Source organism: Streptomyces sp. McG3 (assembly GCF_018619185.1).
Lineage (GTDB): Bacteria > Actinomycetota > Actinomycetes > Streptomycetales > Streptomycetaceae > Streptomyces.
This window is the reverse complement of record NZ_JAAXYC010000001.1, coordinates 85108-108656: the sequence shown is the minus strand read 5'-3', so window position 1 is coordinate 108656 and position 23549 is coordinate 85108. Positions and strand designations below refer to the sequence as shown.

Here is a 23549-nt window from a genome sequence, read left to right as displayed (position 1 = left end):
GTCCCGGCCCGTCCGCCCCTTCGGGGGCGGGCGGGCCGGACTGTCGGTGGCGTCCCCCACAATGGAGAGCGACGAGACGGACAGCGCACACCAGGCACCCTCCCGCGGAACGACGCTGAACCCTCGACGCCACCGCCGCACCACAGCACGGCACGACACCACCGGAAGGGCGGTGACCCATGAGCGTATGGGACGACCTGGTCGGACAGATCCGCGTGCGGGAACAGCTCGCCGCCGCAGCCAAGGACGCCGACGCTCTGGTCACCGCCGTGTCCGACGGCAAGCCGCTGGACCAGGGCTCGAAGATGACGCACGCCTGGCTGTTCACCGGACCGCCCGGCTCCGGCCGGTCCACGGCTGCACGGGCCTTCGCCGCCGCGCTCCAGTGCACGAGCCCGGACCGGGCGCTGGGCGGCGCCCCCGGCTGCGGTTTCTGCGACGGCTGCCACACCAGCCTGATCGGTACGCACGCCGACGTCCAGGTCATCCGTACGGATCTCCTCTCCATCGGGGTGAAGGAGACCCGCGACCTGGTCCGGCGCGCTCAGCTCTCCCCGGCGGTCGGCCGGTGGCAGGTCATCGTGATGGAGGACGCCGACCGCCTCACCGAGGGCGCGGGAAACGTCCTGCTGAAGGCCGTCGAGGAGCCCGCGCCGCGCACGGTCTGGATGCTGTGCGCGCCCTCGCTCGAAGACGTCCTGCCCACGATCCGTTCCCGCTGCCGGCACCTCACCCTGAGCACCCCGCCGGTGGAGGCGGTGGCCGACGTCCTGATCCGCCGCGACGGCGTCGACCCCGAGCGGGCGCACTCCGCGGCGCGCGCCACCCAGGGGCACATCGGCCGGGCCCGCCGTCTCGCGACGGACGAGCGGGCGCGGGCGCGGCGGGCGGCGGTGCTGAAGGTCCCGCTGCGGGTCGCCGACGTCGGGGGGTGCCTCAAGGCGGCCCAGGAGCTGATCGACACGGCCACCGACGACGCCAAGCAGATGGCGGAGGAGGTCGACGTCAAGGAGACCGAGGACCTCAAGGCGGCGCTCGGCGGGGTGCCCGGGGGCCGGATGCCGCGCGGTACGGCGGGGGCGATGAAGGAGCTGGAGGACAAGCAGAAGCGCCGCAAGACGCGTACGCAGCGGGACAGCCTCGATCTGGCGCTGACCGAGCTCACCGGGTTCTACCGCGATGTGCTGGCGCTCCAGCTCGGTTCGAAGCTGGCGATCGCCAATGTCGATGTGCAGGACTCCCTCGACCGGATCGTGGAGTCCTCGACGCCCGCGCAGACCCTGCGCCGGATCGAGTCGGTGATCGCCTGCCGCGAGGCGATGGACCGCAACGTGGCGCCGCTGCTCGCGGTGGAGGCGATGACGATGGCGCTGCGGGCGGGCTGAAGGCCTCCACTACTTCCACGACGCGTTCCTGTTCACCCGAATGAGCAGGGAATCGGACGACTCGTCACCCGGCGGATACGCTCCCTGAATGGATACCAGGCGGCTGCTCCGCACCTTCGCCATCGGGATCGGCACTGCCGGCCTCCTCATCTCCGGCTGCAGCGGCAGCGGCTCGTCGCCGAGCGCTTCGGCCACCGGCACCGCGGCCCCCGAGGGGCTGTCGTCGTACTACGCGCAGAAGCTGAGCTGGCGCGACTGCGGGGTGGAGGGGTTCGAGTGCGCGACGATGAAGGCGCCGAAGGACTACGACAAGCCGGATGACGGCGACATCGACCTCGCCGTCTCGCGCAAGAAGGCCACCGGACCGGGCAAGCGGATCGGCTCCCTCCTGGTGAATCCGGGTGGCCCCGGCGGCTCCGCGATCGGCTATCTCCAGGGGTACGCGGCACTCGGCTATCCGGCCCAGGTGAGGGCCCGCTACGACATGGTGGCGATCGACCCGCGCGGCGTGGCCCGCAGCGAACCCGTCGAGTGCCTCACGGGACCGGAGATGGACGCCTACACCCAGGTCGACCAGACGCCCGACGACGAGGCGGAGGTCAAGAAGCTGAGCGCGTCCTTCGAGAAGTTCGCGGCGGGCTGCGAGAAGCGGAGCGGCGAGATCCTCCCGTACGTCTCCACCGTCGACACGGCCCGCGACATGGACGTCCTGCGGGCCCTGCTCGGCGACGAGAAGCTGAATTACGTCGGAGCGTCGTACGGGACCTTCCTCGGCGCCACCTACGCGGACCTCTTCCCCGAGCGGGCCGGCCGCCTCGTCCTGGACGGGGCGATGGACCCCTCCCTGAAGGCGATCGACATGAACCGCGACCAGACGGCGGGCTTCGAGGGGGCCTTCCAGTCCTTCGCCGCCGACTGCGTCGAGCAGCCTGACTGCCCGCTCGGCACCACGTCCACCGCCGACGCGGCGACCGCGCTGAAGCAGCTCTTCAAGGACCTGGACGCCAAGCCGGTCCCGACCGGCGACGACCGCAAGCTGGGTGAGTCCCTGGCCACCACCGGGGTGATCGCCGCCATGTACGACGAGGCGGCCTGGCCGCAGCTCCGCGAGGCGCTGGCGGGCGCGCAGCGTAGCGACGGTTCCGGCCTGCTGTCCTTGGCCGACAGCTACTACGAGCGCGAGCCGAACGGGAAGTACGCGAACCTGATGTTCGCCAACGCCGCCGTGAACTGCCTCGACCTGCCGCCCGCCTTCGACGGCCCCGACGCGGTCGAGAAGGCGGTCCCGGACTTCGAGAAGGCCTCCCCGGTCTTCGGGCGCGGCTTCGCCTGGGCCTCCCTGAACTGCGCCTACTGGCCCACCGATGCCACGGGCACCCCGCACCGCACCGAGGCGAAGGGCGCCGACCCGATCGTCGTCGTCGGCACCACCCGCGACCCGGCCACCCCGTACAAGTGGTCCGAGGCCCTCGCCGAGCAGCTCTCCTCCGGCACCCTGCTCACCTACGAGGGCGACGGCCACACCGCGTACGGCCGGGGCAGCGACTGCATCGACACGGCGATCAACACGTACCTCCTGGAGGGCACCCCGCCCGCCGACGGCAGGAAGTGCACCTGACCCCCTGCCCCTCCGACCTGCCCTGACCAGCGCAAACACCGCCGGGGGTGCCGTGTGCGGAGCACCCCCGGAAACTGTGTAGACTTGGCCCCGCTGCTGATCGCACCATAGTGCGACAGGGCACGCCGCCTTAGCTCAGTTGGCCAGAGCAACGCACTCGTAATGCGTAGGTCTCGGGTTCGAATCCCGAAGGCGGCTCAGTCAAACCCCAGGTCACATAGCCCGTGACCTGGGGTTTTCTGTTGCTCGGGGCATGGTGGGTCACACGGCCGGGTTGCCGTGACGTTGCCTGCGTGAGCGGTGCGTGAGCGGTCGGCCCAGCAGGGGCCGGCAACAGCACGCCGACGGTAGGCAAACAGCGCAACCCGCTGAGCAGCGCTGCATCACGCTTTCGATTCGCCTGCCGCACCGCTGAGAGTCTTCGGCCGCACGCTTCACGTTCGAGGTGGCTGCCTGTGGTGAGAAATCCTAGGGCGACGAGTCCCGCCGAGCGTTAAGGGGCAACGAGCTCACGCAAGGCCGCAGCAGCCTAGAGTGGCGAAGCTGGACAGACGAAACGTCGAGGGGTGAAGGCGCATTGGCGCGTTGCGTTTGCGGGCAGCAGGTTGGTGCGAATGACACTTTTTGTCGGGCCTGCGGTGTGCGCACATCTATGGTCGGCTCGCTGTGCGGAACGCTTGCTCGGCGGGCCGAGCTGACCTTCGAAGCTCTGGCTGCCGAACACCGTAGGGGCTGGCCGTCGAGCGAAGTGACGCACACCGAGGAAAACCTGCGGGCCATCGATCGGGCCCATGGTGACCGGGTGGCGATCCGTCCGTTCACGAGCGACGAGGAGCGCTCGAATGGGGCGGACTGGGAGTGGTGGTTTCATTCTGGGGCAGTGGGGTTCGGCATGCGAGTCCAAGCGAAGCGTGCTAATCGGAATGGCGGATACGACCTGCGGTATCGACCCGACGGCGACAGGTATCAGAATGATCTTCTGATCGAAGACGCCATGAAGGCGGGCTGCATCCCCGCCTACGTCTTCTACAACCACCTCAACTGGCCACAGATACGACCAGGCAAGCCGTGGTTGGGCTGCGATCACGGCCCCTTCACCGAGGGGCAGCTGGGATGCACCATAGCGTCGGCCTTGGTTGTCAAGCAGACCCTTCGCGGAGCGCGCGTTAGCTCGCGATATGTGAAGCATCGCAGTCGTCCTTGGAACCGCATCCTTTGTGATGGGAGCGAATCCAGTGCGCCAAGCTTGGAAATTGCTTACGGGAGGGTGCTGAGTCTGCACCAGGCAGCTCTTGTGGAGCTTGAGGGGCAGGTGGAACTTTCTGAAGCTCCTTCAGCAGTAGCTAGGCTTCCGATCCGGTCTGCCATCTCAAAGGAGTCGGGCCGGGTTGATCGTCGTCAGCGAGACGGCGAAGATGACCGGAGGCGGGCCGATCATGAGACGACTCGTGGGGCAGCGCCGCTTAGTTCAACTGAACGTGGCCTTCGCCGACAACTCCGGGAAATGTCGGACCGTCCAGTGGGACGGCTTCCGCAGCGCGTGCGAGCCATGATCCGTGGTGCTGAGGGGGAACCGGCCGATAGGCGAGTTGCAGGTGCGGTGCTAGTGAACCTTGGCTCCGCTGAGCCCTGATGAGGTCTGTCCGGGGGCATGGCCCGCAGGCCATGCTGGAGTCGGCTCTCGCTACAGAGAACCTTCTTTCTTGGACTTCTTCACCTTGCCCTTTTTCTTTCGCCTGGCCTGATCCTTCGTCTTGGCCTTCGTGGCCGCCTTCTCGGCCTTGCGCGCGGCCTTCTCGGCCTCGGCCTTGCGCTGGAGGGGGACGAGCTTCGCGGTGGCCTCGGCGGCACTCTTGCCGACGTGGGGGAGGACGCTCTGGTAGATGTCCCGCGTGATGCGGGTGTCGTTGTGGGCGGCTCGCAGGACTACGACCATGCGACTGTCCGCGACTGCACTATCGGCCGGTGTGGCTGAGCCCGCACGGTCGGCGGTTCTGGCGGAACAGAAGCACCGTCCACGTCTGTGAGGGAGGGGGCGTTCCTTGGCCCGGAGGTCCTGCAACCAGGCCAGATCCAGTAGGTTGTGGAGCCTTGGTGCTCTCCCGCAGTTCCCCGCCGGAACTCGGAGCGGTCTACGCGGACAAGATCCCATCGAGGTAGTCCTGTACCGGCTCGAACAGCCCGTACGGCACGTACTCCGGGATCTCGCCATGGGATACCCAGGCAAGCTCGGCAAGCTCCTCGGTATCGGCGACGTGAGCTCTGCCGCCCAGGATCTGGCAGGCGGTGTAGGACATGAGGCGGCCTGTCTTGGGGTGAACGCGCTCGCCGAGCAGCTTGACCGCCTCGACGGTCAGCCCTGCCTCCTCCTTGGTTTCCCGTACGGCGGCGGCCTCACGTTCCTCGCCGGGCTCGACCTCCCCGGCGGGGAACTGCCAGGAGAGCTGCCCCTCGCTCACCCGGCGGCGGACCATGAGCACGCGGCCCTCGTGAACGACGATGGCGGCGGCGATGCCCGGCCGCTCGTCCGTGGCCTGCTGCGTCACGACTGCTCCTCCAAGAGGCCCAGGATGGGTGGGAAGACCGTATCGGTGGACTTGAAACGGTCCTGCGTTGTCAGACCGTTCGTCTCGGGGCTTCCGCCGAAGGCGCGCACGCCAAGGACCCGCCCCGGCCACGGGCTCTCGCTGCGGGGGACAGCGGGCGCCAGCGTGACCGGGGCGGGGGCTCAACTACGGCGGAAGAGCCTGCTCTCGCCCCGATGCTTGCCCGTTCTCCTGCCGGAGGTCGACTGCCCCACCTCGGCGGATTCGCTCGGCCGGGTGGAGCCGGCCGAGCGGCTCTCGTTGAAGAAGGATTGCCAGACCCGTTCCTGCAGCTCGCCGATGCAGGCGCCGCACGCGTACATCGGGGCCTGGGCCCCGGCGACTCTGGCGGGGCCGATCCACAGGACGCGCGTCCACCGCTGTCCGCAGTAGAGCCAGCAGGATCCGTCGACCCACTCGTTGCCGTCGTCGGTGGCCGCCGGTGAGGGCAGTCCTCCTCGGGCGAACTCGGCGATCCCGGGGATCACCCTGTGCTGTAGGGCGACTTCCGTCAGCATCGCTCGTCTCCCTCCGCGATCAACGGTCCTGGGCCGTGGGAGAAGCGTCCTTCTGCTTCTCGGCTTCGGAGAACAGGAGCGTGGGCTCGGCGAGGATGTCGCGGCCGGCCTCGCTCTTGTAGATCTCGTCGACGCTGCCGAACCGGGCCTCGGAGTAGTCGAGGTCCAGCAGCGCGGCGGCCTGGCGTACCGATGCCTCGTCGGGTCCTTCGATCTCCAGGAAGGTGGGGAGGTCGGGCCAGGTGTCGAAGTCGAAGGCGACCTCGCCCAGGCGCCATTCCTCGCGGTAGTTCTCCTGGTACCGGACCTCGGTGAGGCCGACCCGGCGCAGGATGTCGGCCATGGCGTGCAGGTCGGTGACCTCGGTCTCGATCTCCTTGGTGCCGTCGATCGTCGTTGCGTCGGTGACCTGCTTGAGCGTGAGCGTCGAGCGGGTGCCCTCGTCCCGCAGACGGATCCAGGCTCCACCGTCGAGGGAGTCGTTCTCGAAGATCTTGCGGGTGAGGAGCGTGCGGGGGAATGCCTGGACGGCATTGAGGGCGCTCAGTTTGTTCTGGAGGTCGGCGACGTCGACGGCCAGGAACTTCGCCTCGTATTCGTGTTTCATGGGGCCTTCTCTCAGAATTGGTCGGTGAGGGTGAATGTCCGGGCCGCGAGCAGGAGGCCCATGCGGTGGGTGTGGTCGTGCAACTGGCCGACGTGGGCGCGTTCCGTGAACTCGGTGGTCCGCAGGGTGAGCAGGACCTCCCAGTCGCCGATGAAGTGGGGGTGAAGGCGTTCCGGGGAGGTGTAGTGCTCGATCATGTGGTGGCGTCTTTCGACGGGCATCATGAACTCCGCGCCGAACACGCCGCCTGGGCGGACCAGGCGCTGCATGCGGTCGACGAACTCGCCGAGCGGGCGGTGGTGGTTGGCACTGTAATGCCACGAGCAACTCGTCCAGACCGCGTCGCACTGCAGGCCCAGGGGCTCGCCGTCCAGGAAGTCGTCCTCAACGACCTCTACGCGTTCGTGGAGTTCTTCGAGCTTCAGTCGATCGATCAGTCCCAACGCGTGGGCCTGGCTGTCACCCGGGAGGTGGACGTCGCCCCCGTGGAGGGCGACCGCGTCGCGTTCGATGGCGACGACGCGGTAGCCGGCGGCGGCGAGGGGCAGGACGAACTTGCCGTCGCTCGCGCCGACCACGGCGACGGTGGCGTCAGGGGCGACACGTTCCCGCAGCGTGGCGAGGAACTGCGGGAAGAACGTGAGGGTGTGCTCCCACAGTGGATGCATCTCATAATTCGGTGATGACGCGCGAGTATACCTTTACGCGGAATGACGGCAGTCAGGTCATCATTCAGGACCATGGATACGGCCACTACTACGGCGAATGCGGGGTCGGAGACCAGGGGTCCCATTTCAACGTCCGCCCATCAGAGAACCCCCGAACTGGTAAGGTCCCCGGTACGGCGCAGCACTACGAATACTAGCCAGAAGGCAGGGAAGCGGGTCGGTATGCAGTGGACTGCACTTCTGAACAACCCGGAAGGCGTTAACGCCACCTATCAGAGGGATCCGCCGGATCTTCGGGGGGTTCGCATACATGAAGTGTCCCTCCAGGTCGAAGGGCCGACACTGAAACTTCGATTCGACCTTCCCGCATACCCTGATAACCCACCAAAAAAGTGGCTGGCACAGAAATACAACACCGTACAGGTCGAGCTCTCTTTCGGTGGCCTCAAGTCAATCTCGCTGAGCGGATTCGGGAGCGAGATTTCTGCTGACGTAGCCCTCACGGGAGAGGGTGGGGTTAACGTCACGGCCACCTCCCCAGCATTCCATCTTCAAGCTAACGCCACGACCGTGTTCGTGTCGAAATTGAGTGCTTACGCCAATGAACTGTAATTCTCGCCACAAGGTGATTGGGTGCTCAGTAGCCACCGGCCTGTTCATGCCATTCGAGGCTCCCACGTTCTTCGGCGACAGCTGCGGTGGAACCTGGGGTGATCTAGGGTGTGTCCCTCTCCCGTGAGTATCTGATGGCCTTGCCGCCCACGGTGTACCTGCAGACGGCGAACAAGGTCCTCTCAATGGGGAGGAGCACCGGCTACGGTCTGGCGAAGCGGGGTGAGTATCCGTGCAAGGTGTTGAAGCTCGGCAACGCCTACCGGGTAGTGACCGCCGGCCCACAGCGTCTGGTGGCAATCGAAGACATACCTGGGGAGTCGGTGCCCACTGCACTACCGCTGGACCGAGGGAAGGGGGCTGGCGGCCTTGAAGGAACGACAAGACGTTGCTGTTGTCGTTGAGGGTGCTGTTCCCGCAGGATTCGTAGAAGCGCAGACACCTCGCTGACTTGTAGGTTTACGACAGCCAGTACGGCTGACGAAGCGAAGGCACCATCGCCTAGAGCCGCCGCACTCGTGGCAGCCGCCCGATGGCCTGGGGTCGGCCTCGCCGGTGGACGACCGATGGACAGACGCCTTCGGACGGTGCAACAGGGAGTGGTAGAAATGAATCTGTCGTACGTACCCTGAGCAGCTGAAAAGCAACTGCGCGGAACAGTTCAGCAGTGGGCAGCACAAACCTTCTCGGTCTCGTCATGCGTAGGTCTCGGGTTCGAATCCCGAAGGCGGCTCCGTCCGAAGCCCAGCTCAGACATCTCTGAGCTGGGCTTCCGTGTTTTCCGGGAGGGGATTCCCGTCGAGGCGGTCGGGTGGTGCGGGACGGCGGCGGGTCCCGGCGGTGCCCGGGGTGGCAGGTTGCTGCCAGCGGTGAGGTCAACATCTCAGGCGGTCGTCGCTCCGCGGGGGCTCCCTGTCCGATAGCGGACAGGGAGGGCGGGATCGCTGTCGACGGGAGGCGGCACGTTTCTAGGCTCCGGTGGGGAATGCCGACGGCCGAGAGAGCCGTGTACCGGAGGGAAGCTGATGACCGCGCTGGCGGCGAGGATGCGGGGGCGGTCGATCATCAGTCGGCTGGTCGTCGGTGAGAGCGCCTTGGAACGACGGGTGCTCCGGGGGCTGGAACAGGTGGAGAACCGTCTGCTGAGGTGCGCGGGGGAGGCGGAGGATCCGCGGCTGGCCGAAGTCGCCGGGCATCTGATCGCGGCGGGGGGCAAGCGGCTGAGGCCGCTGCTCACGCTGCTCGGCGCGGAGTTCGGCGACGTCAGGGGTGAGGGGGTCATCGAGGCGGCTGTGGTGGCCGAGTTGATCCATACGGCTTCGCTGCACCACGACGACGTGATGGACGAGGCGCTGCTTCGCCACGGTGTCAGCAGCGTCAACGCCCGCTGGGGCAACACCGTTGCCGTCAGGTCGGGCAACTGGCTCCTGGCCAAGGCCGCCCGGATGTCGTCCTCTCTGGCGTCCGAGGCGATCCCGCTCCAGGCCGAGGCGTCCGAGCGGCTGGTCCGGGGGCAGTTGCGGGAGCTGGTCGGGCCGGACGGTGCGGAGCAGCGGCTGTCCCACTACTTCGAGGTGATCTCCGACAAGTCGGCGTCGCTGATCTCCCTCTCGCTGCGGCTCGGCGCGGTCCAGGCGGGCGCGCCCGCAGCGGTGGGCGAGGCGCTCGCGGTGTACGGCGAGCATCTCGGTGTCGCCTTCCAGATATCGGACGACCTGCTCGACATCACCTCGTCCTCGGCGGACCTCGGCAAGGAGCAGGGCAAGGACCTCGCGGTCGGCGTGGCCGGCCTGCCCGTTCTGCTGGTGCTCGACGACGCGTGGCCCGGTGACGAGGAACTCCGCTCGCTGCTGACCGGGCCTCGGACGATGCGGGGGCAACAGCACGAGCGGGCACTCGTGTTGCTCCAGCGATCCGGCTGCATGGCCCGGGCCCGGGGAATCATGGACGAGCGGCTCGCCGCCGCGCGTGCGTCGCTGGGGCCGCTGCCGCCGGGTCCGGCGCGGAAGGCCCTGGAGTCCCTGTGCGACTTCGTGGCCACCAGGACGGCGTAGCGGCGCTCGCGGTCAGAGGCGCGCGCGGTCGCGAGCGCGCTCCACCGCCTGCTTGAGCGAGGTCTGGGCGGCGCCCCGGTAGGGGGCGAGCCGGGGGACGTGCCCGGACCTGGTCGTCTCCGCGCCCAGGAACAGGAGATCGTCGGCGAGCCCCACCGTGCGGAACGCGGCGCGCAGATAGGGCTCCTGGAAGTCGTCGGCACGGTCCGCCGCGCCGGGGCGGAGGCTTCCGCCGCGCGCTGTCGCCACCACGGTCCGCAGACCGGACAGCGGTCCCTTTCCGGTTCGCGGGCCGACGAGCAGCGGCGGGATGGCGATCCGGTCGAACCAGGCCTTGAAGGCGGAGGGAACGGAGAGGTTGTACATGGGCAGGCTGATCAACAGGGTGTCGCACACGATGAGTTCGTCGATCAGTTCCCAGCTGTGGCCCCAGCTGTCGAGCTCCTCGGGGGTGCGGGCCGCCCTGCGCGCCTCCTCCAGCTCCACCGTGCCCGCCGATTCGAGCCGGGAGACCACCTCGACCTGGGCCGCGTCGACATGGCGGACGGGCCTGGCCGCCAGGTCCCGGTGCAGGACCCGGCCTCCCGGGTGGGCCCGGTGCCAGGCCGCGGCGAATTCGGCCGAGATCTGCCGGGAGACCGACTCGGGGCGGGGGCTACAGTCGACGCGGAGCAATGTGGACACGCCGGGCTACCTCTCATCGAAGGGTCGGGAGTGCGGGAATAGCTCCATTCAACCGGTCAACTCGGTCTCAGGCCGCGCCACCTGGAGTAACCATTGGTGACGTTCGGCATTAGGGGAATCGACGGTACGCATCGTGCTTGACGTACGGAAGCTGGTTCTGCTGCGCGAGGTGCAGGCGCGCGGATCCATCGCGGCGGCGGCCGAGTCCCTCAACTACACGCGGTCGGCGGTGTCCCAGCAGCTGTCCGCGCTGGAGGCGGAGACCGGGACCGAACTGCTCGACCGGCGCAGCAACCGGGCCGGTCTGACCTCGGCCGGGCGGCTGCTGGTGGACCACACGGAGCACATACTCGCCGGCCTGGAGACGGCGGAGTCCGACCTGCTCGCCGCGACCGGCCGGGTCCGCGGAGAGCTACGGGTCGGCGTGCCGTTCCACGAGGGCCCCGCCCTGCTGATACCCGCGCTGACCCGGGTGCGTGATCTTCACCCCGCTCTCAGGATCACCTTGCAGGGGCTTCCGGTGGGCGGCTGCCGGGAGGCGGTCCGGCTCGGGCAGGTTGATCTGGCGCTCGCGATGGGCTACGACGAGGTGCCCGAGCCGCCGATGCCGGGGCTGTACGAGGAGCCGGTGGCCGCCGACCGGGTCCGGCTGGCCGTCGGGCCGGGGGGAGCCGCCGACGAGTCGGCGAGCCGCCCGCCGGACCGGCTCGCCGCGTACGCCGACCGGGCCTGGGCCCTCGACCCGGACTCGGGGCTCGGCCGGCTCACCGTGCATGCCTGTGCCTCGGCGGGCTTCGTCCCCGACATCGTGGCCCGGACCTCCGATCTCCAGGCCACCCTCGGCCTCGTCTCCCTGGGCTGGGGAGTCTCCCTCGTACCGGATCTGGTGCCCGACCGGCCCGGCTACCCGGTCCGCCGGATCATCCTCGACGGTCCCGGGCTGATGCGCCGTGTCTCCCTCGTCGTCCGCGGCGGGGCCGTGTCCAACCCCGCGGTCTCGGCCGTCCTCGGGGAGGTGCGCCGGCAGTCGGACGCGTCGCTCCGGCTGCCGTGACGCGGTGGCGGGGACGGGGCGGGCGGTCAGGTCTCGATGAGCCGATGGAACAGGACGGTGTCGAAGATGTCCTCCATGACCGTGGCCTTCCCGTCGCGCAGCGTCCAGGAGTGGACGAACTCCAGCTCCTCCGTGTGACCCCGCAAGGACGTCACCTGACGTACGCCGAACACCACGATCCGGTCGCCCGCCACTACGAACTCCCTTGGTTCCAGGCGCATTCCCCCAAGAACGGCGGGCACTCGGGCGAGGAAGCTGCGGACGCCGGCATGCCCGTGCCGGGCACCGCCCAGCTGGTACTCGGACATGCCGGCCGGATGGATCCACTGGACGTCCGGCGCCAGGATCGCCAGGAGGACGTCGGCGTCCTGTCGGCGGAAGGCGCGGTAGGCCTCCTGGACCAGCTCCAGGTTGGGCGGCGTTCCGGTGGGCGCCGGGGACTCCTGGACGACCCGGGCGGGCGGCGGGGTCACGGACTCGTCGGTCATGGGCATGGGACTCTCCTCAACGGTGGACTGGGCTCGGGGGCGTCGTGCCGATCACGGCCGGGTCCGCCTCGGGGACGTACATGGGGAAGTGGGCGGCGAGGGTGCGGCTGATGCCGTCCTGCCAGGAGACCGTGCACGGGCCGGTCAGCGCGCGGCGGCGCGTGGGGTCGAAGCGGTAGGTCTCACGCGTCACCTCGGACGGCGCCAACGTGACCGGTACGCCGGTCAGTTCGCTCATGTGGCGCACGCAGTCGGTGATGCCCACCGACTCGTCGCCGCCCCAGTTGACCAGCGTCACCGGGGAGGACGCGGCGTCCCACAGGGCCGGGACCTGGGCCACGAGGTCGTCGGTGTACAGCGGTGAGAACCAGTTCTGTCCCTCCATCGGGACGGGGATGGGCTCTCCGGCGAGCATCCGCTGGAAGTACAGCATCGGTACGCCGCCGTATCCGCCGGGTCCGTAGGCGATGTTGAGGCGGGCGATCGTGGTGGGCAGGCCGAGCACCTGGCTGAAGGCGCGCACCGCGCCCTCGGTCGCGATCTTCCCCACGGGGTAGGCGGGCAGCCAGCCGGCGACCCCGTCGACCGGGTCGTCCTCGCCGTAGAGGTGGTCGAGCGACTGCCGCGCGTACAGGGCGCCGGTGGAGACGTACAGGAACGAGTCGGCGGCGGCGCAGTGCGTCATGAGCCGGCCGGTCGCGACGGCATTGGCCTCGATGGTGGCGTTGAAGTCGCCGTCGTCCCCGCGGCGTACGGCGGAGTGGAAGACGTGGGTGAAGTCGTCGGGAACGGCGGCGAGCGCGTCCGGCGCGGGGTCCTCCAGGTCCCAGTGCCGGGTGGTGATCGACTTCCGGTTGAGCTCCCGCTCGATCCCCGGAGTGCCGAACCTGCCGAGGCACCACACGTCGTTGTGTTCGGCGAGTGCCTCCGCCACGGGCCGGGCGACCTGTCCGGTGCCGCCCGTGACCAGGATCTTCTTGCCCTTCAGCATCAGCTCTCCGTCTCGGTGGTGGTGGAAGTGGTGGAAGTGGACGCCGCGGTGGACGTGGTGGCTGCGCCGGCCCGGCGCGTGCCGTGGGCCCGCTGCCGTGCCGTTGCGTCGGCGTCCTCCAGGGCGCGGTCGAGCTCCCGGCGCAGAATGGCCTGGAAGGACGCCACGTGCTGGGGGCTCATCAGCGTGTAGTGCTCGCCGGGAACCTCGATGTAGCGGTTGGGCCCGGTGGTGTGCTCGTCCCAGCGGCGCAGCTCGTTGTTGAGCCAGTCCTCCTTGGTGCCGCGCAGGGGGATGGCGTGGAAGACGCTCATCGAGGGCACCGTGCCGGTCGGCCGGTAGGAGCGGCCGAGGTCGGTCAGCGAGTTGGCGACGTGGGCCCAGCCCGCGAACTTGTCAGCGGTCAGGTCCAGTTCGGCGAGTCGTCCGGGCCGGGAGAGGTCCAGCAGCCGGGCGACCTGGTCCTCGAAGGGCAGCCCGCGAAGCAGTCCGGGCAGCTCCCGGGACTGCTTGCGGTCGATCAGGGCGAGGAAGAACGCCAGGTTGACGGCCGTCTCGGTGAAGTCCAGTTCCTTCATGCGGTACTCGATGTTCGGCGGCAGGTTGAAACTGCCGACGAAGTCCACGCGTTCGCCCCGGGAGCGCAGCACCTTGGCGATCTCGAAGGCCACCGCGCCGCCGTAGGAGTATCCGGCGACGGCGTAGGGGCCGTGGGGCTGCTTGGCCCGGATGGCGTCGACGTAGCAGTCGACCATCTGCTCGAAGGTGGCGAAGGGCTTGTCCCCGTCGTCGAACCCTCGGGCGCGCAGCGCGTGGAAGGGCCGGTCGCCCACGAAGTACTTGGCCAGGTTGACGAAGACGAGGACCTCGCCGACCCCGGGGTGCACGCAGAACAGCGGGGTCTTGGCGCCGCTGGTCTGCATCGGCACGATCGGGTCGTACGGGGGCGCTTCGGCGGCGGTCCGTTCGGTGAGCCGTGCGGCGAGGGCCCGGGCGGTGGGGGCCCTCAGCACCGTGATGATCTCCAGGCCGGAGACGCCGAGGTGCCGGCCGACCTTGCTGCGCAGGCGGAGAATGTCCAGGGAGGTGCCGCCGAGGTCGAAGAAGTTGGCGGTCGCGCTGACCGATCCTGGCGCCACGCCGAGTATCTCCGCGTAGATGTCGCAGAGGATCCGCTCGGTGTCGTTCGCGGGCGCCGTGTAGCCGCCGAGCATGCGCAGGGTGAGGTCGGCGACGGCGCGGGCCGGTCCGGCGTACGCGCCCGCCTCCAGGCGTTCGCGCATCAGGGACCGCTGGATCTTGCCGAGGCTGGTCTTGGGGAAGGCTTCCTTGGGCAGGGGCAGGACGAGGAAGGGGCGGAATCCCCAGTGCATCACGGCGCTGCTGCGTACGGCGGTGAGCACCTGGTGGAGGGCCGTGTCGTCGCCTTCGGGGACCTCCGGGTGCAGGGCGATCACCAGCTGTTCGGTGTCGGCGCCCGCGGGACGGGTCGGGAAGGCCGCCACGTAGGAGCCCGCCACGCCGGTCAGCTGCTCGACGGACGTCTCGATCTCGTGGCTGTAGTAGTTGACCCCGTTGACGATGATGCTGTCCTTGCTGCGGCCCACCAGGGAGAGCCGCCCCTCGACGATCCGGCCGAGGTCGCCGCTGCGGAACCAGCCGTCGGCGGTGAACGCCTCAGCGGTGGCACGGGGGTTGTTGTGGTAACCGCGGGTGATCATGGGGCCGCTGAGCTGCAGTTCGCCCGTCTCGCCGTCCCGCAGCTCGTGATCCTGGTCGTCGGCCACGCGCATGGCCAGACCGGGCACCGGGGTGCCGAGGGAGGCGAACTCGCTGTCCTGGTCCACGCCGGGGAAGGCCCGGTGGGAGTAGACGCTGCCGGCGCAGGTCTCGGTCATGCCGAAGGCCGGCCACAGGGCGTCGGGGGCGAGCCCGTACGGGGCGAACGCGTCGAGGAAGGCCTCGCCGGTGGCGCGGACGACGGCCTCGCCGCCGCTGACGATGTGCCGCAGCCGGGTCAGGTCGAGTTGTTCGCCGCTGGAGCGCAGCTCCTCGACCGCCGAATTGAGCATACCCAGGAGGAAGTTGGGCGTGAAGGTCATCGTCACGCCGTGTTCGGAGGCGATGCGCAGGAACTGCATCGGGTCCTCCAGGACGGCCTGGGGCTCCACGTGCAACTGGCTGCTTCCCTGGGACAGGGGGAGAAGGTGGCACTCCAGGAGCGCGGCCACATGGTCGAACGAGATCCAGTTCAGGGTGGTGTCCGCCGGGGTGAGCCGGTGGTAGTGGTTCTTCCCCGCCATGGAGGCCAGCAGGTTGGCGTGGCTGAGCGCGACCGCCTTGGGGTTCCCTGTCGAGCCCGAGGTCAGGACGAGCAGTGCGGTGTCCTCGGGCGACGCGGTGTACGCGGTGGCGGGCTCCGCGGCGTGCAGCTCGTCCGTCAGGGCGACCATGAGGCCGTCGACCGGCGGGAGTTCGGCGGCCAGGGGTCCGTCGGTGACGACCAGGGGCCGGTCGAGCAGGGCGTCGACCTGGCTCAGCCGGGCCGCCCAGCGTTCCGGGTCGCCGCGCAGGGGAGCCATGGGGCACGGCACGAATCCGCCGAGCACCGCCGCCCAGAACACGGTCAGGAACTCCTTGGGCTGTTCCAGGATCAGGAGGACCTTGTCCTGGGGGCGCAGTCCTCGGGCGCGCAGTCCGGAGAGCATCCGCAGGGCGTCGTCGAGGAGTTCCGGGTGGCTCTGCTCCCGTACTCCGGCGGACGTGCCGGGGAGGTGATAGCGGAGGCCGGAGGTGGAGTGGTGCCGTGCGGCATGCACGAGAAGGCCGGCGATGCTCTGGTGCGGTGAGGTGTTCACGCTTGTCTCCCTTGCCTGATGGCGTGACGGGCCTGATGGCACTGCGCAGGGCGGAGCTGAGGACGGGTGTGCCGCGACAGGGGAGTGCGCACGGCTGCTGATCACGTGCGGTGCGACGGCGGATGCGAGCCCTGGAAGCCGAGAAATACCGCAGGTATTCATCGGTTATTTATGGAGGGGAATCGCCGTGAGTCGAATAGGGTGCTGCTGGCCCGTTTCGGGCGGTATCGGGGCCGGCGTTCGCGTCGAGCGGAGGGGATAGTTCTCGCCGACGGCTGGTGCGTGACGGCAGGGGAGGCGACGGGGGTGCCTGGGAGTGGCTGATTCTGCGTGGTCGCCCCGGCCGTTCGGGGTGGAGCGTACTGGCTTGAAATGTGTGGCTCTGTCAGTACCTCGGATGGCTGAGGTCGGCTTTCGATGTGCCTGCTGGTGCCGGTGTGAAGGGTGTTGTCGATCTGCGATGTGTGCACGGCGTGGGCATGCCGAAGAATCTAGGCGGATACCCGTCCGGAGTGCGGGACGTATGGCCGCTAGCGGACAGGGATACTACGTAACGTGAATGTTACTTCACAGTAATGCAGCCAAAAAGGAATATGAGCCGCCGCTTCCGGTGATTCGGTGCAGTTTGCTGACAAGAGTCCAGAGGCTGTTTCTGCAAGCCTGTTCCTGTGTTGTGGATGACTGTTCCATATTCAATAATGCCTTAAAGGGTGTAGGGGGCTGTTGACTGGATGTGATTGCTCGAACTACTGTCTGGAGCAATCTGGTCGGGCTTCCTGTCGACACATAGTTGATAGGCCGACAAATGGCTTAGTCACCAAAGTTCCCGCGGGGGCGTACCTGTGAAGCCCGTGGCCGGCGGAAGTCTCGCCGGAGAGCGGGAGCCTGGTGCGCTACAGGGGGGCTTTCAGATGTCGGACGCGTTGCTTGAACACAGAAGTGGCGAGAGAGCGGCGACAGCCGATCACTCCGCCAGTCTGGAACAGACGCTGTTGCAGGTCAGCGCCTTGATCGATTCAACGGTCCTGCTGCACAGGCAGCGTTCGATGTCCCCCCAGCCGGTGGCCCGCACGGGCGGTGTCCCCATCGGCGACGCGCTGGAGGCGCTCATCGGCCGGACCCGCCACACGGTGTGCGTCGCCCTGACGGAGACCGGCGAGTTCGCCGACGCCGTGGTGAGTTCGCTGAGCAGGATCCCGGCCCGGACGGCCGTGCGGATCCTGTGCACCGCGGAGGCGACGGACTCCTCCCTGGCGCGGCTCAACCAGTTGGCCGACCGTCGGGTCGAGGTCCAGGTCTCGGAGAGCGAACTGCGCGAGACCCTGTTGGTCGACGGGGTGGCCGCGCTGGTGCGCGGCGTCGAGGGGACCAGGGGGCAGACCGCCATCGTCAACGACCCCGCCGCGGTGCGTGCTCTCGAACTGCTCTTCGCGGGCGCGTGGTCCCGGGGCCGCAGGCTCGCCGATCACCTCCAGCTGAGCCCCCGCCTCCGCACCGACCTGGCCCATCGCATCCTGGAGCGGCTGCGCGCGGGCAACACGGACGAGACCGCGGCCCGTGAACTCCAGGTGTCGTTGCGCACCTACCGGCGCTACGTGGCCGAGATCATGCGCGAACTCGACGCGCACTCACGCTTCCAGGCCGGAGTGCGGGCCGTGGAGGTCGGACTCCTCACGGAGTAGCGCATGCCGCCGCGTCGCGGAACCGTGCGAGGGGAAAACGGTCCCGGGCGGACATCGCGCCCAGGGATCTTGATGGCTGAATCAAGGTAGGTGGATACGACGTGCCCATCGGGGGAGACGATGAGCTGGAGAGCGCTCTACTCCAGGTACGGGCGCTGATCGAGTCGACGGTCGCGCTGCACCGGGACCGCAATCTCCAGGAGAGCCTGATCACCGGTCTCGACAACGACTACGACGTCGTGCTCGACCAGGCGCAGCAGCTCATCGGGAGCGCGTCCCGGAGCATCGACATCGTGCACGCGCGCAAGCTCGGCTCCGACGAGCGGTCCGAGCGCACGGAGCGGGAGCTCATCTACGAGGCCCGGGAGGGGGTGCAGGTGCGGCTCCTGTCCAGCCCGGCCATGCTCGACGAGGGCTATGTGCGGGAGCAGTTGACCAGGGAGAACCCGGTGGCCATCCGGGTCGCCCGGGTTCCTCCGCTCCAGGCGCTGATCGTGGACGAGTGCGCCGCCCTGGTGGTGGCCGACTCGGCGGTCGGCCGGCGGGCGTCGGTGATCCGGGTCCCGGAGGTGCTCAACACACTGCAGAGCCTCTTCGAGAACGTGTGGATGCGGGCCGTTCCCGCCGGGGAGCGCACCGTGTTCGGGGACCGGTACCGGGCCTCGCTCGCCCGGCAGATACTCGGCGCGCTCCAGGCCGGCGTCACGGACGAGGTGGCGGCCCGCGAGCTGACCATCTCCGTGCGCACCTACCGCCGGCATGTCGCGGAGATCATGGCCCTGCTCGGGGCGCAGTCCCGGTTCCAGGCGGGGGTGCGCGCCGCCGAGCTGGGATTGCTGCCACCGGCTGCCGGATCGGGCCCGGAGCGTGGCGGCCCGTTGGCACCTTCCTGAAAGGTCCGTTGCCGCCCGCGCCGTACCGCCGTTTCATGAGGTGTCAGGAACGGGACTCCCCGAGGGGGCCCGTTCCCCGGCGGCTGGTACCCCCCCCGTTGGCCGTCGGCGCACGAGGCCGGTCATCCCCCTGTGGGATGGCCGGCCCTGCGTGCCCTTCGAAGAGCGTCGTGCGGAAGGCGGGTTCATGAATCAGGTACCGGTCGGGCTGGTGTTTCCCGGTCAGGGGACACAGAAGCAGGCAATGGGAGCGCCCTGGCGGGACACTCCGTCGTGGGCGATCGCTGAGGAGGTCTCCGCCGTCACGGGGGAGGATCTTCCCGAACTGCTGCTGCACACCTCCGACGAGCATCTCCGGCGTACGGATCTCGCTCAGCTGACCGTCTTCACCGTCGCGTTGATGGCCCATGCCGAAGCGGTCCGCGACGGCGTACTCGACGGTCCGGTCGCCGGCTGCGCCGGACACAGCCTCGGTGAGTACGCGGCCCTCGTCGCGTCCGGGGTCCTGACCGTCGGCCGGGCCGCTGCCCTGGTCGCGGTCAGGGGGCGGGCCATGCGGGAGGCCGCCGGGGCCCGCGAGGGCACCATGGGCGTCGTGGTGGCGGCCCCGCTGGGCGAGGTGGAGGCCCTGGCGGGCGAGATGCGCGCCTCGGGCGCCGACGTGTGGGTGGCCAACGTCAACGCCCCCGGTCAGACGGTGGTCTCGGGTTCGCCCGACGCGATCGGGGAGGTCGCGGACCGGGCGCCGTCGATCGGGGGCAAGATGCTCCGCCTCGCGGTCGGCGGGGCCTTCCACAGCCCGTACATGGCCCCCGCCGCGGAGGCGCTCGGCCGGTCCCTGCGGGACACCGTCCTCGCCCCGGCCGCGGTGCCGGTGGTGACCAACGTCGACGCCGAGGCGCACACGGGCGAAGCCGACTGGTCGGCCCTCTGCATCCGGCAGCTCACCTCCCCGGTGCTGTGGGAGCGGAGCGTACGGACCCTCACCGGTCCGCTCGGCTGCCGCCGGCTCGTCGAGCTGGGGCCGGGACGGACGCTCGCCGGGCTGATCCGCCGGATCGACCCGGGCGTGGAGACCGTCTCGGTGAACAAACCCCTGGTCGCCCCCGCACGGTCGGCGGGCGAACGATGAGCGTGGCGACCCGGCAGCCGAAGCGGGTCAGCGGCATCGGGGTGCTCGACAAGGCCTCGGCACTCCTCGACGTGGTGGAGAAGGGCCCGGTGTCGCTGGCGGAGCTGGTGTCGGGCAGCGGCTTCGCCCGTCCGACCGTCCACCGCATCGCCCTGGGGCTGGAGAGCCTCGGACTGCTGGCCCGCGACTTCAGGGGGCGGTTCGTCCTCGGTCCGAGGCTCGGCAACATGGTGGTGGAGGTGCAGCGCGACCGGCTGGTCAAGGCGGCGTCCCCGGTGCTCTCGGAGCTGCGGGACCTGACGGGGCTGGACGCGCGGCTGTTCCGGCGCAGCGGGGCCATGCAGGTCTGCGTCGGCGCCCGGACCGAGACGGGCGGGGACGCGGAGGATCTGCCGGTCGGTACCGCGCGGTCGCTCCGGGCGGGCCCGGTCGCCCAGGTCCTGCTGGCCTGGGAGGAGCCCGGGGAGCTGTACGAAGGGCTGCGCAGCGCCCGGTTCACCGCCGCGCAGCTCTCGCTCGTACGCCGTCGCGGGTGGGTGCACGGCCCCGACGCGACGGTGCCGGGGGCCGTTTCGATCGCGGTGCCGGTGCGGGCCATGGGCAAGCGGGTGGTGGCCGCACTCGCCCTGACCGGAACGCATCCCCGGATGCCCGCCACCCCCAGCCGGCTGCTGCTCGGTGCCGTCATCGACGCGGCGGGCGAACTCGGCGACGTACTCGTGGATTCCCGGCCCGTCCGGACGCGCGCGGCGGCCTCTCACCGTGGTTGAGCGCTGTCCCGCGGTTCCCGGCGGGCGCGCGACGACAGCTGCGGCACCTCGCCGCGTTGTCGGAACATCCCCGTACATCCGGTACGCGGACGCCCGCCGCCTTGCGATGCAACGCATCCGACGCCGCGCGCTGATCCACCGGGAATCGCGGGACAGCTCTTAGCCCTTTACCGGCCGGGCGCGTCCGCAGCGGGTTCCGGTCACTCGCAGCCGCGCTGCCAATTCCACCCGATAAAGGTGTTCTTCAGCTTCACGTCGAAGGTGCAGTCGGCGGTCGCGTCGGCCTGGAGTTTCACGGATGAGCTATGGGTGTTCGCGTAGGTGTTGCCGGACGGGTCGAAGATTCCCTTGTAGGTGAAGTCGGCGGTGGACTCGTGGTTGACGACGGAACAGTCGGTCGCGCAGTCCTGGTTCCCGGATGCGGATTTCAGCGACCAGCCGGCGTTCCACGGCTCGCGGTTCCACTCCTGGGTCGTGCCGGTGGCGGCCGTGGTGATCCGGCCGGCCGCGGTGTTCCAGTCGGCGGTCGTGTACAGGCCGGTCATACGGATGTTGCAGCAGTCGAACATCTCGTTCCAGCTGCGGATCTGCCGGGTGGCCAGGGGCGCCGCGGCGCTCCGTGCCGACGGCTGCGCGGTGCTCGGCGCCGGGACGTACCGGACCGGACCCAGCTCGGGCTCGCACTCCGCGCCGATGGTCACCGTCTGCCGCACGGACATCCCGGCCGGGGGCACCGGGAGCGAACCCGACAGGTCGAGGGGACCGCACGACCGCTCGGCGCCCTGCCCGACGGCGGGCGCGGCGGGCGCCGCGACAGCCGCCGTGGCGAGGGCCGGGACGAGACCGACGGCGGCGATCGTGACGAAAGCGAGGTGCTTGTATCGCATTTTTCCGGGTCTCATTCCTTCTCGACAAGTTCTTTGATTCAGGAGAGTAACTTCCTTTCTTTGGTGCAGGGCCGGCCGCGCAGATGTTGGCAGGAAGGTGAACAGCACTGGAATTCGGCGGTCTCTTCTGCATATCGGCACTTTCCTGTCACGTCTATTGGGCGAAGCCGGTCGCGCTGCGAGAGTCGACAGCGACCGTCGCGGTCCCGGGCCACAGGAGGAATCGGGTATGACGATGCATGACCGGGTGGGCGAACTGGCCCAGATCCGTCACGAGGTACTCGCAGGCGTCGACACGGCCACGCGGGCCCAGCACGCCAAGGGGAAGCTGACGGTGCGCGAGCGCCTCGCGCTCCTCTTCGACGAGGGCTCCTTCACGGAGACCGAGCAGTTGCGCAGGCACCGGGCCACCGGCTTCGGCCTGGAGGCGAAGAGGCCGCACACCGACGGCGTGGTGACCGGCTGGGGCACGGTCGAGGGGCGCACGGTCTTCGCCTTCGCCCATGACTTCCGGATCTTCGGAGGGGCGCTCGGCGAGGCCCACGCCGCCAAGATCCACAAGCTGATGGACCTGGCGATCGCCGCCGGAGCCCCGCTGGTCTCCCTCAACGACGGGGCCGGGGCCCGCATTCAGGAGGGCGTCTCCGCCCTGGCCGGCTACGGCGGGATCTTCCAGCGCAACACCCGTGCCTCGGGTGTGATCCCGCAGATCAGCGTGATGCTCGGACCCTGCGCCGGCGGCGCCGCCTACAGCCCGGCGCTCACCGACTTCGTCTTCATGGTCCGGGACACCTCGCAGATGTTCATCACCGGACCCGACGTGGTGCGGGCCGTCACCGGTGAGGAGATCACCCAGAACGGGCTCGGCGGGGCCGACGTCCACGCGGAGACCTCGGGTGTGGCGCACTTCGCCTACGACGACGAGGAGACCTGCCTCGCCGAGGTCCGCTACCTGCTGTCCCTGCTGCCCTCCAACAACCGGGCGTTGCCGCCCGCCGTGCGCCCGGAGGACCCGGCCGGCCGGCGGTGCGAACGACTGCTGGAACTGGTGCCGCTGGACGGCAGCCGTCCGTACGACATGCGGGAGGTGATCTCCGAACTCGTCGACGAGGGCGAGTACATGGAGGTGCACGAGCGCTGGGCCACCAACGTCATCACGGCCCTGACCCGGCTGGACGGCCACGTGGTCGGGATCGTCGCCAACCAGCCGCAGTCCTTCGCGGGTGTGCTGGACATCCACGCCTCGGAGAAGGCCGCACGGTTCGTCCAGCTGTGCGACGCCTTCAACATCCCGCTGGTCACCCTGGTCGACGTGCCCGGTTTCCTGCCCGGCGTCGACCAGGAGCACCGGGGCATCATCCGGCACGGGGCCAAGCTGCTGTACGCGTACTGCAACGCCACCGTTCCCCGGGTGCAGGTGATCCTGCGCAAGGCGTACGGCGGCGCGTACATCGTGATGGACTCCCTCTCCATCGGAGCGGACCTCTCGCTGGCCTGGCCGGCCAACGAGATCGCCGTGATGGGTGCGGAAGGCGCGGCCAACGTGGTCTTCCGGCGGCGGATCCAGGCGGCGGACGACCCCGAGGCGACGCGCCTGCAACTGGTCAAGGAGTACAAGTCCGAACTGATGCATCCGTATTACGCGGCGGAGCGCGGGCTCGTCGACGATGTGATCGACCCCGCCGACACCCGGTCCGCCCTGGTCCGCGCCCTGGCCATGCTGCGCTCGAAACACGCCGCGCTTCCCTCGCGCAAGCACGGAAACCCCCCGGTGTAGAGGAGTAAGCCATGCCGATCTCCCCGTTCGACGGGCCACTTGGTGACGGACTGCTCAAGGTCATCAGCGGCTCCCCCTCCCCGGAGGAGCTCGCCGCCGTCGTCGCGCTGCTCACCGTTCTGGCCGGCGAGGGCGGGGCCGCGGCCCCGCCGGACGACGGTCGCGGCGCGGTGCCCGTCCGGGCCGGCTGGGCACGCCGGGAAGACGGCCCGCCCTGCTCCTGGGCTGCGGCGGAGCCCGCGGCTGGCAGCTAGCTGCCAGCCGCGTTGCGGGCCCTTCGGCGCCC

The 23549-nt window shown here is 69.3% G+C and carries 24 protein-coding genes and 1 tRNA gene; 15 read left to right on the top strand and 10 right to left on the bottom strand.

What is annotated here, in order from left to right:
- The first annotated feature begins 179 nt into the window (after positions 1-179).
- The 4 genes from HET64_RS00340 (at position 180) to HET64_RS39965 (ending at position 4636) form a co-directional block, all read left to right on the top strand.
- The gene (locus HET64_RS00340; protein WP_215100939.1) at positions 180-1385 is read left to right on the top strand and encodes a DNA polymerase III subunit delta'; all 1206 of its coding nucleotides are present in this window, start codon (positions 180-182) and stop codon (positions 1383-1385) included.
- 88 nt (positions 1386-1473) lie between these two features.
- Entirely contained in the window at positions 1474-3003 is a 1530-nt protein-coding gene (locus HET64_RS00335) for an alpha/beta hydrolase (protein ID WP_215100938.1), read from the top strand.
- A gap of 124 nt (positions 3004-3127) precedes the next feature.
- Positions 3128-3201, top strand: a tRNA-Thr gene (locus HET64_RS00330).
- 454 nt (positions 3202-3655) lie between these two features.
- Positions 3656-4636 (top strand): DUF6615 family protein, encoded by a 981-nt coding sequence (locus tag HET64_RS39965; RefSeq protein ID WP_374105519.1) that lies wholly within the window; start codon positions 3656-3658, stop codon positions 4634-4636.
- Between the two features lie 51 nt (positions 4637-4687).
- Here HET64_RS39965 and HET64_RS00325 read toward each other — a convergent pair whose 3' ends face one another.
- The 5 genes from HET64_RS00325 to HET64_RS00305 form a co-directional block, all read right to left on the bottom strand.
- Positions 4688-4939 carry a hypothetical protein gene (locus tag HET64_RS00325; RefSeq protein ID WP_251144555.1) on the bottom strand — a complete coding sequence of 84 codons (252 nt, stop codon included), beginning with the start codon at positions 4937-4939 and terminating at the stop codon, positions 4688-4690.
- A gap of 196 nt (positions 4940-5135) precedes the next feature.
- Positions 5136-5549: an NUDIX hydrolase gene (locus HET64_RS00320; protein WP_215100936.1), complete on the bottom strand. Its 414-nt coding sequence runs from the start codon at positions 5547-5549 to the stop codon at positions 5136-5138.
- Positions 5550-5731: 182 nt separating this feature from the next.
- Positions 5732-6106, bottom strand: a complete 375-nt coding sequence (locus HET64_RS00315) for a hypothetical protein (RefSeq protein ID WP_215100934.1) — start codon at positions 6104-6106, stop codon at positions 5732-5734.
- A gap of 19 nt (positions 6107-6125) precedes the next feature.
- Positions 6126-6713 carry a class IV adenylate cyclase gene (locus tag HET64_RS00310; RefSeq protein WP_215100932.1) on the bottom strand — a complete coding sequence of 196 codons (588 nt, stop codon included), beginning with the start codon at positions 6711-6713 and terminating at the stop codon, positions 6126-6128.
- Positions 6714-6724: 11 nt separating this feature from the next.
- Positions 6725-7381 carry a bifunctional 2-polyprenyl-6-hydroxyphenol methylase/3-demethylubiquinol 3-O-methyltransferase UbiG gene (locus HET64_RS00305; RefSeq protein ID WP_215100930.1) on the bottom strand — a complete coding sequence of 219 codons (657 nt, stop codon included), beginning with the start codon at positions 7379-7381 and terminating at the stop codon, positions 6725-6727.
- Between the two features lie 14 nt (positions 7382-7395).
- Between HET64_RS00305 and HET64_RS39960 the strand changes: the two genes are divergently transcribed.
- The 4 genes from HET64_RS39960 (at position 7396) to HET64_RS00290 (ending at position 10047) form a co-directional block, all read left to right on the top strand.
- Complete coding sequence (locus HET64_RS39960) at positions 7396-7578, top strand: HNH/endonuclease VII fold putative polymorphic toxin (protein ID WP_215100928.1); 183 nt, start codon at positions 7396-7398, stop codon at positions 7576-7578.
- A 25-nt stretch (positions 7579-7603) separates the two neighbouring features.
- Positions 7604-7993 carry an Imm50 family immunity protein gene (locus tag HET64_RS00295; RefSeq protein ID WP_215100926.1) on the top strand — a complete coding sequence of 130 codons (390 nt, stop codon included), beginning with the start codon at positions 7604-7606 and terminating at the stop codon, positions 7991-7993.
- Positions 7994-8127: 134 nt separating this feature from the next.
- Entirely contained in the window at positions 8128-8397 is a 270-nt protein-coding gene (locus HET64_RS38605) for a hypothetical protein (protein ID WP_251144566.1), read from the top strand.
- A gap of 621 nt (positions 8398-9018) precedes the next feature.
- On the top strand, positions 9019-10047 hold the full coding sequence (locus HET64_RS00290) for a polyprenyl synthetase family protein (RefSeq protein WP_215100925.1): 1029 nt from the start codon (positions 9019-9021) through the stop codon (positions 10045-10047).
- A gap of 12 nt (positions 10048-10059) precedes the next feature.
- Here the strand turns inward: HET64_RS00290 and HET64_RS00285 are convergent, their stop codons facing one another.
- On the bottom strand, positions 10060-10731 hold the full coding sequence (locus HET64_RS00285; protein WP_215100923.1) for an FMN-dependent NADH-azoreductase: 672 nt from the start codon (positions 10729-10731) through the stop codon (positions 10060-10062).
- Between the two features lie 133 nt (positions 10732-10864).
- Here HET64_RS00285 and HET64_RS00280 point away from each other — a divergent pair, with 133 nt between their 5' ends.
- Positions 10865-11785 (top strand): LysR family transcriptional regulator, encoded by a 921-nt coding sequence (locus HET64_RS00280; RefSeq protein ID WP_215100921.1) that lies wholly within the window; start codon positions 10865-10867, stop codon positions 11783-11785.
- A gap of 26 nt (positions 11786-11811) precedes the next feature.
- Here the strand turns inward: HET64_RS00280 and HET64_RS00275 are convergent, their stop codons facing one another.
- From HET64_RS00275 to HET64_RS00265, 3 genes are read right to left on the bottom strand one after another with little or no spacing between them, the layout of a single operon-like run.
- Positions 11812-12273: a nuclear transport factor 2 family protein gene (locus tag HET64_RS00275; RefSeq protein WP_374105520.1), complete on the bottom strand. Its 462-nt coding sequence runs from the start codon at positions 12271-12273 to the stop codon at positions 11812-11814.
- Positions 12274-12289: 16 nt separating this feature from the next.
- Entirely contained in the window at positions 12290-13264 is a 975-nt protein-coding gene (locus HET64_RS00270; protein WP_215100917.1) for an NAD(P)-dependent oxidoreductase, read from the bottom strand.
- Positions 13264-16122 (bottom strand): non-ribosomal peptide synthetase, encoded by a 2859-nt coding sequence (locus HET64_RS00265; RefSeq protein WP_215100915.1) that lies wholly within the window; start codon positions 16120-16122, stop codon positions 13264-13266. The genes HET64_RS00270 and HET64_RS00265 overlap by 1 nt, the downstream gene beginning before the upstream one ends.
- Positions 16123-17129: 1007 nt before the next feature.
- Here HET64_RS00265 and HET64_RS00260 point away from each other — a divergent pair.
- The 4 genes from HET64_RS00260 to HET64_RS00245 all read left to right on the top strand — a co-directional run bounded on the left by HET64_RS00260 (position 17130) and on the right by HET64_RS00245 (position 20599).
- Entirely contained in the window at positions 17130-17804 is a 675-nt protein-coding gene (locus HET64_RS00260) for a LuxR C-terminal-related transcriptional regulator (RefSeq protein WP_251144554.1), read from the top strand.
- Between the two features lie 101 nt (positions 17805-17905).
- A complete protein-coding gene (locus HET64_RS00255) occupies positions 17906-18697 on the top strand; it encodes a LuxR family transcriptional regulator (protein ID WP_215100911.1) in 792 nt (263 codons plus the stop codon).
- Between the two features lie 187 nt (positions 18698-18884).
- On the top strand, positions 18885-19829 hold the full coding sequence (locus HET64_RS00250; protein ID WP_215100909.1) for an ACP S-malonyltransferase: 945 nt from the start codon (positions 18885-18887) through the stop codon (positions 19827-19829).
- On the top strand, positions 19826-20599 hold the full coding sequence (locus HET64_RS00245) for an IclR family transcriptional regulator (RefSeq protein ID WP_215100907.1): 774 nt from the start codon (positions 19826-19828) through the stop codon (positions 20597-20599). The genes HET64_RS00250 and HET64_RS00245 overlap by 4 nt, the downstream gene beginning before the upstream one ends.
- Positions 20600-20799: 200 nt before the next feature.
- Here HET64_RS00245 and HET64_RS00240 read toward each other — a convergent pair whose 3' ends face one another.
- Positions 20800-21486, bottom strand: coding sequence for a hypothetical protein (locus HET64_RS00240; RefSeq protein ID WP_215100905.1), 687 nt, complete (start codon positions 21484-21486; stop codon positions 20800-20802).
- 235 nt (positions 21487-21721) lie between these two features.
- On the opposite strand from HET64_RS00240, the gene HET64_RS00235 reads away from it, so the two are divergent.
- Together HET64_RS00235 and HET64_RS00230 are read left to right on the top strand one after the other, a co-directional pair.
- On the top strand, positions 21722-23263 hold the full coding sequence (locus HET64_RS00235) for an acyl-CoA carboxylase subunit beta (protein WP_215100954.1): 1542 nt from the start codon (positions 21722-21724) through the stop codon (positions 23261-23263).
- An 11-nt stretch (positions 23264-23274) separates the two neighbouring features.
- Positions 23275-23517 (top strand): acyl-CoA carboxylase subunit epsilon, encoded by a 243-nt coding sequence (locus HET64_RS00230; protein WP_215100903.1) that lies wholly within the window; start codon positions 23275-23277, stop codon positions 23515-23517.
- Positions 23518-23549: the final 32 nt, after the last annotated feature.

Excerpts from the sequence above, each read along its gene's own strand:
- HET64_RS00250 (WP_215100909.1), top strand. The coding sequence starts at position 18,885 with ATGAATCAGGTACCGGTCGGGCTGGTGTTTCCCGGTCAGGGGACACAG.
- HET64_RS00305 (WP_215100930.1), bottom strand. The coding sequence starts at position 7,381 with ATGCATCCACTGTGGGAGCACACCCTCACGTTCTTCCCGCAGTTCCTC.
- HET64_RS00325 (WP_251144555.1), bottom strand. The coding sequence starts at position 4,939 with ATGGTCGTAGTCCTGCGAGCCGCCCACAACGACACCCGCATCACGCGG.
- HET64_RS00295 (WP_215100926.1), top strand. The coding sequence starts at position 7,604 with ATGCAGTGGACTGCACTTCTGAACAACCCGGAAGGCGTTAACGCCACC.
- HET64_RS00290 (WP_215100925.1), top strand. The coding sequence starts at position 9,019 with ATGACCGCGCTGGCGGCGAGGATGCGGGGGCGGTCGATCATCAGTCGG.
- HET64_RS38605 (WP_251144566.1), top strand. The coding sequence starts at position 8,128 with ATGGCCTTGCCGCCCACGGTGTACCTGCAGACGGCGAACAAGGTCCTC.
- HET64_RS00235 (WP_215100954.1), top strand. The coding sequence starts at position 21,722 with ATGCATGACCGGGTGGGCGAACTGGCCCAGATCCGTCACGAGGTACTC.
- HET64_RS00310 (WP_215100932.1), bottom strand. The coding sequence starts at position 6,713 with ATGAAACACGAATACGAGGCGAAGTTCCTGGCCGTCGACGTCGCCGAC.
- HET64_RS00275 (WP_374105520.1), bottom strand. The coding sequence starts at position 12,273 with ATGACCGACGAGTCCGTGACCCCGCCGCCCGCCCGGGTCGTCCAGGAG.
- HET64_RS00315 (WP_215100934.1), bottom strand. The coding sequence starts at position 6,106 with ATGCTGACGGAAGTCGCCCTACAGCACAGGGTGATCCCCGGGATCGCC.
- HET64_RS00230 (WP_215100903.1), top strand. The coding sequence starts at position 23,275 with ATGCCGATCTCCCCGTTCGACGGGCCACTTGGTGACGGACTGCTCAAG.
- HET64_RS00245 (WP_215100907.1), top strand. The coding sequence starts at position 19,826 with ATGAGCGTGGCGACCCGGCAGCCGAAGCGGGTCAGCGGCATCGGGGTG.
- HET64_RS00240 (WP_215100905.1), bottom strand. The coding sequence starts at position 21,486 with ATGCGATACAAGCACCTCGCTTTCGTCACGATCGCCGCCGTCGGTCTC.
- HET64_RS00335 (WP_215100938.1), top strand. The coding sequence starts at position 1,474 with ATGGATACCAGGCGGCTGCTCCGCACCTTCGCCATCGGGATCGGCACT.
- HET64_RS39960 (WP_215100928.1), top strand. The coding sequence starts at position 7,396 with ATGACGCGCGAGTATACCTTTACGCGGAATGACGGCAGTCAGGTCATC.
- HET64_RS00270 (WP_215100917.1), bottom strand. The coding sequence starts at position 13,264 with ATGCTGAAGGGCAAGAAGATCCTGGTCACGGGCGGCACCGGACAGGTC.
- HET64_RS00340 (WP_215100939.1), top strand. The coding sequence starts at position 180 with ATGAGCGTATGGGACGACCTGGTCGGACAGATCCGCGTGCGGGAACAG.
- HET64_RS39965 (WP_374105519.1), top strand. The coding sequence starts at position 3,656 with ATGGTCGGCTCGCTGTGCGGAACGCTTGCTCGGCGGGCCGAGCTGACC.